General features: G+C 45.4%; 16 protein-coding genes. 3 read left to right on the top strand and 13 right to left on the bottom strand.

The features are described 5' to 3' along the window. Nucleotides 1-27: 27 nt before the first annotated feature. From THICY_RS02520 to ffh, 9 genes are all read right to left on the bottom strand, one after another. On the bottom strand, nucleotides 28-1,071 hold the full coding sequence (locus THICY_RS02520; RefSeq protein ID WP_013835051.1) for a succinylglutamate desuccinylase/aspartoacylase family protein: 1,044 nt from the start codon (nucleotides 1,069-1,071) through the stop codon (nucleotides 28-30). Nucleotides 1,072-1,076: 5 nt separating this feature from the next. Continuing rightward, a complete protein-coding gene (gene rimK, locus THICY_RS02515) occupies nucleotides 1,077-1,982 on the bottom strand; it encodes a 30S ribosomal protein S6--L-glutamate ligase (RefSeq protein ID WP_013835050.1) in 906 nt (301 codons plus the stop codon). Between the two features lie 33 nt (nucleotides 1,983-2,015). Then, on the bottom strand, nucleotides 2,016-2,483 hold the full coding sequence (locus tag THICY_RS02510) for an ATP-dependent zinc protease family protein (protein ID WP_013835049.1): 468 nt from the start codon (nucleotides 2,481-2,483) through the stop codon (nucleotides 2,016-2,018). Further along, nucleotides 2,473-3,231 carry a glucosaminidase domain-containing protein gene (locus tag THICY_RS02505; protein ID WP_013835048.1) on the bottom strand — a complete coding sequence of 253 codons (759 nt, stop codon included), beginning with the start codon at nucleotides 3,229-3,231 and terminating at the stop codon, nucleotides 2,473-2,475. The genes THICY_RS02510 and THICY_RS02505 overlap by 11 nt, the downstream gene beginning before the upstream one ends. Nucleotides 3,232-3,337: 106 nt before the next feature. After that, nucleotides 3,338-3,682 (bottom strand): 50S ribosomal protein L19, encoded by a 345-nt coding sequence (gene rplS, locus THICY_RS02500; protein WP_013835047.1) that lies wholly within the window; start codon nucleotides 3,680-3,682, stop codon nucleotides 3,338-3,340. A 120-nt stretch (nucleotides 3,683-3,802) separates the two neighbouring features. Continuing rightward, on the bottom strand, nucleotides 3,803-4,489 hold the full coding sequence (gene trmD, locus THICY_RS02495; RefSeq protein ID WP_013835046.1) for a tRNA (guanosine(37)-N1)-methyltransferase TrmD: 687 nt from the start codon (nucleotides 4,487-4,489) through the stop codon (nucleotides 3,803-3,805). An 8-nt stretch (nucleotides 4,490-4,497) separates the two neighbouring features. Beyond that, on the bottom strand, nucleotides 4,498-5,007 hold the full coding sequence (rimM, locus tag THICY_RS02490; protein ID WP_013835045.1) for a ribosome maturation factor RimM: 510 nt from the start codon (nucleotides 5,005-5,007) through the stop codon (nucleotides 4,498-4,500). Between the two features lie 19 nt (nucleotides 5,008-5,026). Further along, the gene (rpsP, locus tag THICY_RS02485; protein ID WP_013835044.1) at nucleotides 5,027-5,263 is read right to left on the bottom strand and encodes a 30S ribosomal protein S16; all 237 of its coding nucleotides are present in this window, start codon (nucleotides 5,261-5,263) and stop codon (nucleotides 5,027-5,029) included. Nucleotides 5,264-5,446: 183 nt separating this feature from the next. After that, entirely contained in the window at nucleotides 5,447-6,826 is a 1,380-nt protein-coding gene (gene ffh / locus THICY_RS02480; protein WP_013835043.1) for a signal recognition particle protein, read from the bottom strand. 130 nt (nucleotides 6,827-6,956) lie between these two features. On the opposite strand from ffh, the gene THICY_RS02475 reads away from it, so the two are divergent. Genes THICY_RS02475 through THICY_RS02465 form a run of 3 tightly spaced genes read left to right on the top strand, consistent with a single transcriptional unit; the run spans nucleotide 6,957 to nucleotide 9,929 of the window. Further along, nucleotides 6,957-7,751: a cytochrome C assembly family protein gene (locus THICY_RS02475; RefSeq protein WP_013835042.1), complete on the top strand. Its 795-nt coding sequence runs from the start codon at nucleotides 6,957-6,959 to the stop codon at nucleotides 7,749-7,751. Nucleotides 7,752-7,805: 54 nt separating this feature from the next. Continuing rightward, complete coding sequence (locus tag THICY_RS02470; protein WP_013835041.1) at nucleotides 7,806-9,092, top strand: HlyC/CorC family transporter; 1,287 nt, start codon at nucleotides 7,806-7,808, stop codon at nucleotides 9,090-9,092. A gap of 18 nt (nucleotides 9,093-9,110) precedes the next feature. After that, nucleotides 9,111-9,929, top strand: a complete 819-nt coding sequence (locus THICY_RS02465; RefSeq protein WP_013835040.1) for an inositol monophosphatase family protein — start codon at nucleotides 9,111-9,113, stop codon at nucleotides 9,927-9,929. Here THICY_RS02465 and radA read toward each other — a convergent pair. The 4 genes from radA to petA form a co-directional block, all read right to left on the bottom strand. Beyond that, nucleotides 9,919-11,283 carry a DNA repair protein RadA gene (gene radA / locus THICY_RS02460; RefSeq protein WP_013835039.1) on the bottom strand — a complete coding sequence of 455 codons (1,365 nt, stop codon included), beginning with the start codon at nucleotides 11,281-11,283 and terminating at the stop codon, nucleotides 9,919-9,921. The genes THICY_RS02465 and radA overlap by 11 nt on opposite strands. Before the next feature lie 98 nt (nucleotides 11,284-11,381). Beyond that, nucleotides 11,382-12,050 (bottom strand): cytochrome c1, encoded by a 669-nt coding sequence (locus tag THICY_RS02455; RefSeq protein ID WP_013835038.1) that lies wholly within the window; start codon nucleotides 12,048-12,050, stop codon nucleotides 11,382-11,384. After that, complete coding sequence (locus THICY_RS02450) at nucleotides 12,047-13,291, bottom strand: cytochrome b (protein ID WP_013835037.1); 1,245 nt, start codon at nucleotides 13,289-13,291, stop codon at nucleotides 12,047-12,049. Before THICY_RS02450 ends, THICY_RS02455 begins: the two co-directional genes overlap by 4 nt. Next, nucleotides 13,291-13,905, bottom strand: a complete 615-nt coding sequence (gene petA, locus THICY_RS02445; protein WP_013835036.1) for a ubiquinol-cytochrome c reductase iron-sulfur subunit — start codon at nucleotides 13,903-13,905, stop codon at nucleotides 13,291-13,293. Before petA ends, THICY_RS02450 begins: the two co-directional genes overlap by 1 nt. Nucleotides 13,906-13,975 lie beyond the last annotated feature (70 nt).

Genomic DNA, 13,975 nt, shown 5'->3' with positions numbered 1-13,975 from the left:
ATAAGAGCAGGGAAGTTGATAATCCAATTATCCCTGCTGTTCAATTTGAGCATACATTTGCTCAGTAAATTGCTCAATATCGGCAACGGCCTGATCCATTTCACTAAAGCTGGCAATGTGACACAAGGCCTCTCCTTCATGCACCAGTGGCAACTCTAGCAAACCTATCACCACCCCACTCACTGACGCATAAATTTTTTCCGCTTGATCGCCTAAGGGATCGGCTAACTCACCAATTAATGTTTGATGTTTATCAATTTTTTGTCCCAGTGTTACAGCACAGCGAAAGATGCCACCTTGGGGTGCTCGAACCCAGTAAGACGACCGAGCAATTAAGGAGTCAGGCAAGGCTTTATGCAACGAACTCGCTCGACCGCGAATCATGCCTAATTGGCGCATAACACGCAATATCCCCTGCACCCCAGCACGAATCGCAACTTCATCAAAACGTAGTGCTTCGCCGGCTTCATACAAAAGTGTTGGAACACCCAGCTTCACTGCGGCTTCGCGTAATGACCCATCACGTAAATTGGAATCGAGGATAACCGGTGCACCAAAGGCCTTGGCTAGGGGTAGCACCGTCGCTTGAGCCAAATCAACACGCACCTGAGGCAGATTCGTTCGGTGTCTGGCACCGGTATGTAAATCAATGGCATGAGTGGCTAAGGCCACAATATCTTGCATAAACAAATAGGCTAGACGCCCAGCTAACGAACCGCGCTCTGAGCCAGGAAAACTGCGATTTAAATCACGACCATCCGGCAAATAACGACTTTGGTTAATAAAACCATGCACATTGACAATGGGAACGGCGATAAGCGTACCCTTGATATGCTTCAACGAGCGGTGTTTCAACAACCGCCTTACAATCTCAACACCATTTAATTCATCACCATGAATAGCGGCACTAACTAATAAGATCGGACCGGACTGCCGCCCTCGATGCACCTGTATCGGCATGGTCATCGGGGTTTGCGTATACAACTGCCCCAGTTGGATATCGATGCGTTTAACCTCACCGGGCGCTATCGAAACGCCTTGAATAGCAAAATTATCAACCTTTCTGACCACCGAAATTAGCCCTTGCCCTTGGTTTTAGTACGATTAGGTTTGGCATTTTTCTCAATGAAGTCAATAATCATGCTAGCAATATCTTTTTGTGATGCCGCTTCAATCCCTTCTAATCCAGGCGAGGAATTAACCTCCATCACGACCGGACCATGATTGGAACGTAAAATATCTACCCCACATACATTTAAACCTAATATTCGTGCCGCTCGAAGAGCTGTCGCCCGCTCTTCAGGTGAAATCCGGATTAGGCTGGCTTTGCCACCGCGATGTAAATTAGAACGAAATTCACCCTCTTGGCCTTGACGCTTCATCGCTGCAACCACCTTGCCACCCACCACAAAGCAACGAATATCTGAGCCACCGGCTTCTTTAATAAACTCCTGCACCAGAATGTGCTCTTTTAAGCCCATAAATGCCTGGATGACACTCTGCGCCGCTTGTTTGGTCTCAGCCAACACCACACCAATGCCTTGGGTGCCTTCCAGTACTTTAATCACGGCCGGTGCACCACCGACAATATTTAAGAGATCATCAATATCATCCGGTGAATGTGCAAAGCTGGTAACTGGTAAACCAACGCCGTGTTTAGACAACAACTGCAGACTTCTCAATTTGTCACGTGAACGGGTAATCGCAACCGATTCATTCAGTGGGTATACCCCCATCATTTCAAATTGACGCAATACGGCTGTGCCATAAAAGGTTATCGACGCGCCTATTCGCGGAATAACCGCATCAAAACCGGTTAAAACCTCGCCCTTATAATGAATTTCAGGATTGTGCGATGTGATATTCATATAGCAGCGTAATGCATCAATAACGTGGACTTCGTGTCCGCGAGATTGAGCCGCGTCGACAAGACGTTGGGTAGAGTACAGTTGCTTATTACGCGATAGAATCGCTATTTTCATGGTATTTATTCCTAAACACAAAATGGCTAAAGCTTAATGGGATAATTGAAAACTTGTTGCAACATCGACTAAAAATCGACCGCGAATTGCTGTCCGCCCCAGTAGCATGGGATATTTCATCGCTTGGCGACAGGTAAGAGTAACTTCAATAGTATAGTGATACTCACCCAAAAGAATCGGTAAATCTACAACACAGCGTTGTTGTTGTTGACCACCTGAATTTTTAATAGTTCGTTGTGCTATAAGGGGCAAGGTAAATTGATGCGCTTCATGGGTCGATAACACCTGGTGAGCAAATAATTCCTTAGGCAGTTGAAAACTGACACACCGCTGTCCGCCCTGCTCAACAACTGCTAAATTCTGAACATGCAAGGCCGATGAACGAGCTCCCGTATCAACCTTTGCTATCAACTTGGCATTATTTAAACTTGGAAAAATGATCCTCTCTCGCCAGCCAACACTCGGCAAAACGGGGAGCGTTGGCACGCACTTATTGGTCATAGGCTAACCAACCGTTAAATTGAATCAAACTTTGAATATCTGCAATATAGGCAGAACCTCGAATTGAGTAGGCTCCTAAACCCTGAGCTAATAAGTAACCATCAAGCGTATTTTGTATTTGACGCATTTCTGCTCGATGCTGCCGAAACTCGTTATAAAAATGACTGGTATTTAAATTATGCATGTAAGCGGCGACTGCTTCATCGGGGGAATCAAACACCCGTACCTCGTGAGATTGACCGGACGGCCTGGCTAAGGGGACAAGACCACAGCCTTCCGTAAAACACCATTGGCCAAACAAATTATTACCTTGCTGGGCAAATCGCGATTGCCCCCAACCTGACTCCTTGGCCGCTTGGCTCAAAGCTAAGGAAACAGGGATAGTATCAAGCTTGACTAACATCGCTTGTCGCCAGTTGGCTAGGTTATCATAAAGCGGCATAGGCTCATGATAATGCTCGGCTATCGCACGCCAATAAGACAACTCATCAGCACTCAGCCGATCAAGCTCTAGTGCTTGTAACCACTGTCGTTGTTCCAGCAACTGCTCATTGTGTTGCTGAATGATCGGTAGAATAAAATCAGTAAATGCCTGCTTACGCTCTTCAACGACAACAAATTCAGTGAAATCAGGCATGAGATGTACACTCGCATCGTCATCATTCACTGAAATTACCGCATGGTCCCTTCCCAGCTCAATGACCAGGCCCACCACCAGCGCAGCAAGAATTACTGTATAGTTTTTCATCAAACAAGCGCCTTAATTACCACAGCTTACTGTCTATTATAAAACCCCGGGTACAAAAAAACCGCCAACATGGGCGGTTTTATTTTTCATCATACAAAGATCAGTCTTACAGCTTTTCTTTAATACGTGCCGCTTTACCAGATAGGTTACGAAGATAGTAAAGCTTCGCACGACGTACATCACCACGACGCTTAACTTCAATACTATCAACGAGCGGGCTGTAGGTTTGGAAAGTACGTTCAACACCCACACCGTGTGAAATCTTACGCACAGTGAAGGCTGAGTTCAAACCACGATTACGTTTCGCAATAACCACGCCTTCATAAGCCTGTAAACGCTCATTCGTGCCTTCTTTAACCTTAACCTGAACAATAACCGTATCACCAGGGCCAAAGGCTGGGATTTCTTTCGTCATTTGTTCTGCTTCAATACGCTTGATGATATCGCTCATCTTAATTTTCTCCGAGGGAATCATGATCACATGAGGACCATGGTTACTTTATCGCAACATAATGTCGTTCTGCTGACCCATTTAGGCAATCAGCAACATCAGAGGTTGCGTCCAAATTGTTTAATTGTTTAACAAATCTGGGCGCCGCACTTGCGTACGTTGCCGCTGCTGCTCGTAGCGCCACTTGGCAATTTGTGCATGATGACCACTCATTAACTCAGCAGGCACTGCCATACCGTCCACTATTTCAGGTCGGGTATAATGCGGACAGTCCAGTAAACCGTCACTAAACGAGTCCTGTTTCGCCGAGTCTTGATGCCCTAAAGCACCCGGTTGTAAGCGAATTACCGCATCCATCAACATCATGGCGGGTAATTCACCACCGCTGACGACAAAATCACCAATGGCAATTTCCTCATCAACAAAGTTCTCAATAACACGTTCATCAACCCCTTCATAACGACCACATAACAATGTTATTCGGGGTAAAGCCGCCAATTCTTCGATCTTTTGTTGCGTTAGGGGCTTACCCTGTGGCGACAAATAAATTCGATGGTTTGGCACATCAGCCGCAGCCTGATCAATCGCTTTAAATGTATCGCGTAAGGGCTCATACATCATCACCATACCTGGCCCACCACCATAAGGACGGTCATCAATGGTACGGTGCTTATCATGGGTGAAATCACGAGGATTCCACAACACCAAATCGTATAAGCCTCGCTCCAGGGCTTTGGCACTGACGCCCTGCGCAGTAATCGCGCCGAACATTTCACCAAAAATACTGATGACATCAAATCTCAGCACAAGGTTCCCTAGTCTTGCTCTGTCGGCCATTCAACCAGAATTGTCTTCTGCTCGAAATCAACCGACATAACATATACATCCATCACAAATGGGATCAGGTAGGTTTCAGAACCCACAATACGCATAACATCATGCGCACCGGTTTCCAAAAACTCTTTAACCTTTCCATAGCAATGACCATGGCTATTTTCGACGTTCAATCCCACCAAATCATGCCAATAAAAGCCGCTTTGATCATCAGGGAGCTGATCACGAAAAATAGCAATGTCTGCGCCCATCAAGTCACGTGCTTGCTCACGGGTGTCTACACCCTCGAGATGAACAATTATCGCTTTGCCACCTTGCGGTGCCTGCGATTCACATACCGTCATTTGTTGCCAGCCCTGCGCTGTTTTTACTTGCCAGGGCTGATAACTCACAATATTGCCAATCGGATCTGTAAAGGAAAACACCTTTACCCAACCCTTGACGCCAAAGACGCCATTAATACGGCCAACGATTAACGGGTTTTGCTCCATCGTCAACCGCTATCCTTCGTTAAGCGCTTTTAACTAAAGACTTAACGCGATCACTCAGTTGAGCGCCTTGCGCTACCCAGTGATCAATTCTCGCCTGATCAACACGAAGACGTTCTTCGTTACCACGCGCACATGGATTAAAGAAACCCACTTGTTCAATGAAACGTCCAGTTGGACTATTGCTACCATTAGCTACAACCATTTTGTAGAAAGGGCGTTTTTTAGAGCCACCACGGGCTAAACGAATAACGACCATCACATCTCCTTAGATTCGTCAGGCGATGGCAGGAAATCCTACCAACAAATTCTTCTTCCTTTACCATTTAGCTAAAGCTAAACAAATCACTAATACCCGTTTTTAAAAGCGGGAATTAGAAATCGCGGATTATACCCGAAATTAAACAGATAACCTAATGATTTATTAACTATTTTAAACGGGTTATTTTGGCAGGCCACCTAAGCCCTTACCCAGGCCTGGTGGTAACTTGCCCGCCATGCCCCGCATCATATTTTTCATGCCGCCTTTAGACATTTTTTTCATCATTTTTTGCATCTGTTCAAACTGCTTTAACAGCTTATTAACATCCTGCACCTGCATCCCCGAACCGGCCGCAATTCGTTTCTTACGTGAACCTTTCAATAACGCTGGGTGCGCCCGCTCATGGGGTGTCATCGAATTAATAATAGCTTCAAGACGCTTAAACTCTTTTTCAGCGACACCGTCTTGCAGTTGATTTTTAACCTGCCCCATACCCGGTAGCTTGCCCATCAACCCGCCTATTCCACCCATGTTTTGTATTTGTTGCAGTTGTTGGCGAAAATCCTCAAGGTCAAACTGTCCGGTCTTTTGCAATTTATTAGCAAATGCCTGCGCTTGCTTTTGGTCAATTTTATTTTCAGCATCTTCGATTAAGCTGAGTACATCACCCATCCCTAAAATGCGCCCTGCCATTCGGTCTGGATGGAAGGGTTCAATACCATCGACCTTCTCACCCATACCTATAAACTTAATTGGTTTACCGGTAATTTCTCGGATAGACAAGGCCGCACCACCACGAGCATCACCATCAGCTTTGGTTAAAACCACACCCGTTAAAGGCAGAGCATCATGGAAGACCTTAGCGGTATTGGCGGCATCTTGACCGGTCATGGCATCAACAACAAACAAGGTTTCTATCGGCTTTACTGCTTGATGCAAAGCTTTAATTTCCGCCATCATGGCATCATCAACATGCATTCGACCCGCCGTATCGACAATCAGAACATCGGCAAATTGCTTACGGGCTTCCATACGAGCTCGTTCCACAATGGCCACCGGGTCTTCATTAGCATTGGAAGGTGAGAATTTGACATTAATTTGTGATGCTAGCGTTTCTAACTGCTTAATAGCCGCTGGACGATACACATCGGCCGATACCAACATGACCTTTTTCTTTTCCCGTTCAGTAAGCCATTTTGCCAACTTCGCGGCGGTGGTGGTTTTACCCGCACCCTGCAAACCCGCCATCATAATGACCGCAGGTGGCTCTACTTTAAAACTCAGCGGCTCAACCTGCTGTCCCATGGTTTCAGTCAACTGTTCACGCACAATCTTAATAAAAGCTTGCCCAGGGTTTAGCGCTAAAGACACCTCTTGACCTAGGGCGCGATCATGCACTCGCGTAATAAAGGATTTAATAACCGGTAGCGCAACATCGGCCTCCAACAAGGCACGCCTTACATCGCGAAGCGCATCCTTAATGTTCGCTTCGGTGAGGCGCCCTTGCCCCTTCATGGCCTTGAATGTTTTGGCTAAACGATCCGATAAATTATCAAACATAACACCCCGCAGTTGGTTCTTTCATCCATTGACGCAATTTTTTCGTGCGCTAATTCGGTAATTTGTGTAAATTTGGTTATTATAGTGTATTAACCCCGTTATAAATAGATTAAAGGATTGAGCCACCATTATGATTAGCATCTTGACTGCAATCATGGCAAGCGCCATGTATTTGCTCAGCAGCTACTATCTAAGTCGTTGTATTCGTGGCGACATACCCAAAGGCACCTCTTTAAGAGTTCCGATTCTTATAGCCGCTTCTATGGGGCTTGTGTTGCACACCATCAGTCTCACGCTGAATCTATTTACCCCAGATGCGATGTTGTTTAGCTTTGGTAACGCCTTATCACTTATCGGCTGGATTGGCGTATTTTCACTATTACTCATTAGTTTGAACAAACCCACTGAAACCCTGGGCGTTTTTATTTTCCCCCTCGGTGCTATTGTGACTTTTATGCCCTATTTGTTTGACACCACCAGCACCATTAGTTATGCACTCGGTTCTCACATAGTGGTATCGGTATTCGCTTATAGCCTATTAGGCTTAGCAGCAGCACAAGCGATCTTGTTTTCGATTCAAGAGAAACGCTTTCAACAGCGCAAATTATCGCAATTAATTCATGCCCTGCCCCCGCTACAAATGATGGAAAAAACCCTAGTACAACTAGTCATTATTGGGTTTATTGTGTTGAGTTTTGGTATTGCCAGTGGCGCTTACTTTATTGAGGACTTTTTTGCACAAAAGCTCGCCCACAAAACATTCTTTTCGTTATTAGCTTGGTTTACCTATGCGTACTTTTTGATTGGGCACTACCGCTTTGGTTGGAGAGGTCAAACTGCGGCCAAGTTTACCCTGGGAGCTTATTTGTTTTTGCTGATCAGCTTCATAGGCACCCAGTTAATCTTGATGGGCATTCAACACTAGCAACATCATGAAAAGCCGCTATAATGAGAATTCTTTTTTAGGTTAGGCACCGTCTTGAACGATATATCGCTCGTTTTACTTTTTACAATTCTGGCTGTTCTCATCATTTTATCAGCGCTTTTTTCTAGCTCTGAAACCAGCATGATGGCACTTAATCGCTATCGCTTGAAGCATCAGGTTAATAGTGGCCACAAAGGGGCGATTAGGGTCGAAAAACTCTTGTCCCAGCCTGACAGACTGCTGGGCGTTATTTTGTTGGGTAATAATTTTGTAAATATTTTTGCATCATCAATTGCCACCATTATTGCTTTGCGATTAATGGGGGAACCCGGTATCGCCGTAGCAGCAGGCCTGCTTACATTAATTATTTTGATTTTTGCCGAAGTTGCGCCGAAAACGCTTGCCGCGCTTTACCCTGAAAAAATAGCCTATCCTGCCGCATTTTTTTTACTTCCCTTGTTAAAAATACTTTGGCCGATTGTTTGGTTTGTAAACCTTGTCGCCAACGGTTTCTTAAAGCTGTTTAAGGTTGAAGTACGCAAAACCAAAGCTGATCACTCTTTAAGTCAGGAAGAACTTCAAACCTTGATTGATGAAGCCACAGGGCAATTGCCGCAACATTACCGAGATATGCTAGGAAGCATTTTGCGCCTCGAAAGCGTTACCGTTGAAGACGTGATGATTCCAAAGCAAGAAATTTATGGTGTCGATACCGAACAACCTTTTGAAGATTTCTTAAAAGACCTGCAGAAGTCCTCTTATACCCGCATCCCTCTTTATCGTGGCTCAATGGATGATGACCTAGTGGGCATTTTAAACTTACGCCGAGCCCTACCAACGCTCATGCGCGATGATATTAGTCTTAAAGATATTATTAAACTAACACGCCCTGCGTACTTTGTACCGGAGACGACCAGTTTAAACACCCAGCTAGCCAACTTTAATAAAAACAAACGCCGCATGGCCTTAATCGTTGATGAGTATGGTGAGCTGCAGGGCTTATTGACCGTTGAAGACTTACTAGAAGAAATTGTTGGTAAGTTATCAACAGATGCCCGGGCAAAAGAAGCAGAAACCATTGCTATTCACGCCGATGGTTCGATGACCGTTGATGCCACCGAATTTATCCGTGATCTCAATAAAACCTATTTACTCAACCTGCCGACTGATGGCCCTAAGACCCTCAATGGTCTCATCCAAGAACAATTGGAAACCTTGCCGAACAACGGTACCTGTATTCGAGTCGGTAACTATTGCCTTGAGGTGCTTGAGGTATCCCAAAATGCGGTTGAATCGATCACTCTATCGATTATTGACTCCAAACTTGAACGTAACGAATAACCACTGAGATAATTGCAAATGCCCACTCACCCTTTTACTGACAACCAGGCCTGGTTAGGCCTGTTAAAACAGATCCGTCAACTGGGTCAACAAGAAATTCAACAGCGTTTTCAACAGGTCAGTGCGACCCATAAGCAAGATGGCAGTTTACTGACCGAGGCTGACACAGCAACACAAGCTGCGGTTAAAACCTATCTTGCCAAACACTGGCCTCAGTTCGCGTTTTTAGGCGAAGAGTCAGACCATACTAGCCAGCAAGCGGCACTAGAATCTGCTTCAGGCTGCTGGGTTCTTGATCCAGTTGATGGCACCACCAACTTTGCCCACGGCATTGATGTCTACGCGCTGTCATTAGCTCTAGTTATTGAAGGACAGGTCGTTGCAGGCCTGGTTTATGATCCCGCACGAGATGAATTATTTCACGCCCGTTTAGGACTAGGGGCTTTTTGTAATGAACGCCCCTTAACGAGTGAAACCAACAGCATTACTCAGCTCAACAGAGCCGTTGGAGTTATTGACTTTAAACGACTACCCAAGCCAATGGCCAGTGCACTCGCTACCGAGCCACCCTATGCATCACAACGCAGCTTTGGATCAGTCGCACTTGATTGGTGCTGGATTGCAGCGGGTCGTGGTGAAGTGTATCTGCATGGCAGTCAAAGCCTTTGGGATTATGTGGCCGGTTGGCTGATTTTAAATGAAGCAGGTGGTCGCAGTGCCACACTCAATGGTGAAACTGTTTTTACCCCCAGCCTCATAAAACGATCGGCTGTTGCAGCGACCAGCCCTAGCCTAATGGCGCTGTGGCAGACACATCTAAACAGCATTAATCAATAACGGCGAGGGCTTCTGCTAAGCTTTCGACCCCAATCACTTCAATGTCTTTGGGTAAAGGCTTAGGCATATTTGCCTTGGGCACGATGGCTCGCTTAAAACCATGTTTCGCCGCTTCTATAATCCGCTCCTGACCACTGGGGACAGGACGGATTTCACCTGATAGCCCCACCTCACCAAACACCAACCACGAATTATCAAACACCCGATTACGCAAGCTAGATAATATGGCCAGAAGTAGCGCTAAATCCGAGCTGGTTTCACTGACTTTAATGCCGCCGACCACATTAATATAAACATCCTGATCTGCGGCTTGAATACCGCCATGACGCTGCAATACCGCCAAAAGCATAGCAATTCGATTACCATCAACCCCAACACTCACCCGTCGTGGCTGACCAAAGGGCGATTCTGCAACCAAGGCTTGCAGTTCAACCAATAATGGCCTAGAGCCTTCCCAGATAACGGTTACGACTGAACCCGGAGCTGGAGTGGCACGCCGTGACAAAAATATTGCTGAGGGATTTTTGATTTGTTTTAAACCCAATTCCGTCATTGCAAACACACCCAGTTCATTTACCGCCCCAAAGCGGTTTTTAATGGCGCGTAACGTTCTAAAACGGCTATCTGACTCGCCTTCTAAAAACAACACCGCATCGACAATATGTTCGAGCACTCTAGGTCCGGCTACTTCACCGCTTTTCGTCACATGACCCACTAGAAAAATAGCAATGTTATTCTGTTTAGCGAATCGGGTTAGATAAGCGGCTGACTCTCGAACCTGGCTAACACCGCCTGCTGCGGCACTTAACTCGGTAATTTGCATCGTTTGTATTGAGTCAATCACCATCACCTGTGGCTGATCAGACAGCGCCAAATCGGTAACGCGTTCAACATCGGTTTCTGCGAGAAAACGCATATTGTCCAAGGGTAGTTGCATCCGTTGGCCGCGCATGACTATCTGCGACAAAGACTCTTCGCCTGACACATACAGCACCGATGAGGTCTCTGCAATACGAGCCAATACTTGAATTAGCAAGGATGATTTACCAACCCCTGGGTCCCCGCCTAGCAAAATAACCGAACCAGTAACTATGCCACCGCCCAATACGCGATCCAATTCCGACATGGTTGAGCTCAAGCGCGGAATCGCCGCAATATTGACGTCATTTGCAGTCACAATGGATGATGCCTGAGTCCCACTATACCCTTTAGCTACTGCTTTTTTAATAGCTTTGCTTGGAGCTAACTGCTCCACTAGACTGTTCCACGCACCACAGTCCGGACATTGGCCTTGCCATTTAGGTTGCACAGAACCACATTCCGTACAAACATATTCTATTTTCGTTTTTGCCATGTTAGGTTTTGTCCATGCATCTAATCTTTAGTAATAATTGAACATCCTGCCATAAAAAAACCCGCCGAGGCGGGTTTTTTATGGCAGTTAAATTCTAACTACTTCACATCACGCCAATATTCACGTTTGAGTAGATAGGTTAAAATTAACAACACAAATAAGAACGCAATAACCTTCCAGCCCATATCCCAGCGTTGAACTTTCGTCGGCTCACCAACATAGTCCATAAAATTAACTAGGTCAGTAGTGAACTGATCAAACTCAGCTTCTGTACTATGACGTCGTACACCTTCAAGAACGTTTGGCATAGAAGTTCCCTCTAATACCTTATTATTCCAAGTGCCGTCTTCTTCCTGGTAATAGCCACGAATAAAAGTATAAATGTAGTCATTTCCTTTAGCACGTGTCATTACTGAAAGGTCGGGAGCCTGAATACCAAACAACTGCTCAGAGATACCCTCTTTCATCCAAGTCTTCATATAATCAACAGGCAAACGCTGATCATATGATAAAAGAGTGACAACCTCATCTTCCGTCCAACCAAGGTCACGAGCAACTCGGTTATAACGCATCAAGTTCGCAGAGTGGCAGGCCATACAATAGTTCACGAAATGCACAGCACCTCTTTGCAGAGACTCTGTATCGCGAACATTGTTATGGACCTTCTCAAGTTCAATGTTATAGCCACCAGCCGCTTGGACATTCAATGTTAAGCCAGCCATTAGCGTTAAACCAACTAGAGCCCAATTTTTAACTGCTTTTATCATGATGTAACCCTCTCTGGTACTGGCTTGGTTTTTTCATGTGCCGAAGTAAATGGCAAAAGAATAAAGAAAGCAAAATACAAGATCGTGAACACTTGTGCTAATTTTGTATAGAGTGGCGTAGATGGCAAACCACCCAAAACACCCAATACAATAAAGCTAATAAACAACATAGTTAGTAAGATCTTGTAAGAATTACCACGATAACGAATCGAACGTACTTTACAACGGTCTAACCAAGGCATCGCAAACAATACAGCAATCGACAACCCCATTGCTAAAACCCCTAAGAATGGCTCAGGTATCGCCCGCAAAATGGCATAGAACGGCGTGAAATACCAAACAGGCACAATATTCTCAGGTGTCACCAAAGGATCAGCCGGTATAAAGTTAGGTGCCTCAATAAAATGACCGCCACCTTCAGGTGCATAAAACACAATCAATGCAAACGCAATTAAGAACAGGGTGGCTCCAAAGGAATCCTTCACAGTGTAGTAAGGATGGAAAGCAATGCCATCTAATGGAATGCCGTTTTCATCTTTATGCTTTTTAATGTCGACCCCATCTGGGTTGTTCGAACCAACCTTGTGTAAGGCAACAATATGCATAAATACGAGGATAACCAAAACCAAAGGTAGGGCAATAACGTGTAGCGCAAAGAAACGGTTCAGGGTCGCATCTGAGATGATGTAATCTCCACGAATCCAAGTCGCTAAATCAGGGCCAATGAATGGAATCGTTGAGAACAGCCCAATAATAACCTGAGCGCCCCAATAAGACATTTGACCCCATGGCAACATATAACCAAAGAAAGCCTCAGCCATTAATACCACAAAAATCGTCATCCCAATCAACCAGACCAACTCTCGTGGCTGTTTAAAAGATCCATAGAGTAATGCCCGAGTCATGTGCAAATAAATGACAATAAAGAAGGCTGAAGCGCCGGTGGTATGAATGTAACGAATCAACCAGCCAAACTCGACATCACGCATGATGTACTCAACAGAATTGAACGCATAAGCCGCATCCGGCTTATAACTCATGGTCAACCAAATACCTGAAACGATCATAATAACGAGCGTAAATAACGCGAATGACCCAAAGAAATACCAAAAATTAAAGTTTTTGGGCGCATAATATTCAGCGACATGCTTATTCCATGTATCAATAAGTGGATAGCGATCGTCGACCCACTTTAACAAACCACCCGGTTCGTTAGTCTTTTGTGTCTGTAATTCTGACATTATGCAAGCCCTCCTTCTTCGACTTCTTCACCGATTCTAATGACGGTTTCGGACAAATAGCCATGCATAGGGATTTCTAAGTTTGAAGGCGCAGGTACAGCTCTGAACACACGCCCTGCTAAATCGAAGCTTGAACCGTGGCAAGGACAAAAGAATCCACCACGCCATCCTGCTGCCATATCCGGAGAGTTAGGTGCTGGACGGTATAATGGCGAACAACCTAAATGGGTGCAAATACCAACTACAACTAGATACTCTGGCTTAATTGATCGGGTCGGGTTTTTGGCATATTCGGGCTGAGTTGAATTATCAGACATTGGATCACGTACAGTTTCATCTAATGCCGCCAATTGCTCTATCATAGCTGGCGTACGTCTAACTACCCAAACGGGTTTACCGCGCCAATTCACAGTGAGCATTTGACCCGGCTGCATTTGACTAATATCAGCACTCACCGGAGCACCGGCTGCTTTTGCACGTTCACTGGGTTGCCAAGAACCCACAAAAGGAACTGCGACAAAAGCAGCACCGACTGCGCCAACAACGCCTGTAGCCCCGGCTAATACCTGGCGCCGCTTTAAATTTGGTGTTTCAATTACTTTCGTTTCAGACATAGTCATGACTTCCTCATGGCTCAAAATTGAACAGCTATTCTACCTAAGCGGTTGAAATAGTTGTATATAT

It is taken from the genome of Thiomicrospira cyclica ALM1 (genome assembly GCF_000214825.1).
GTDB lineage: Bacteria > Pseudomonadota > Gammaproteobacteria > Thiomicrospirales > Thiomicrospiraceae > Thiomicrospira > Thiomicrospira cyclica.
Note: the sequence above shows the minus strand (reverse complement) of the source record. Positions and strands in the feature narration are given on the sequence as shown.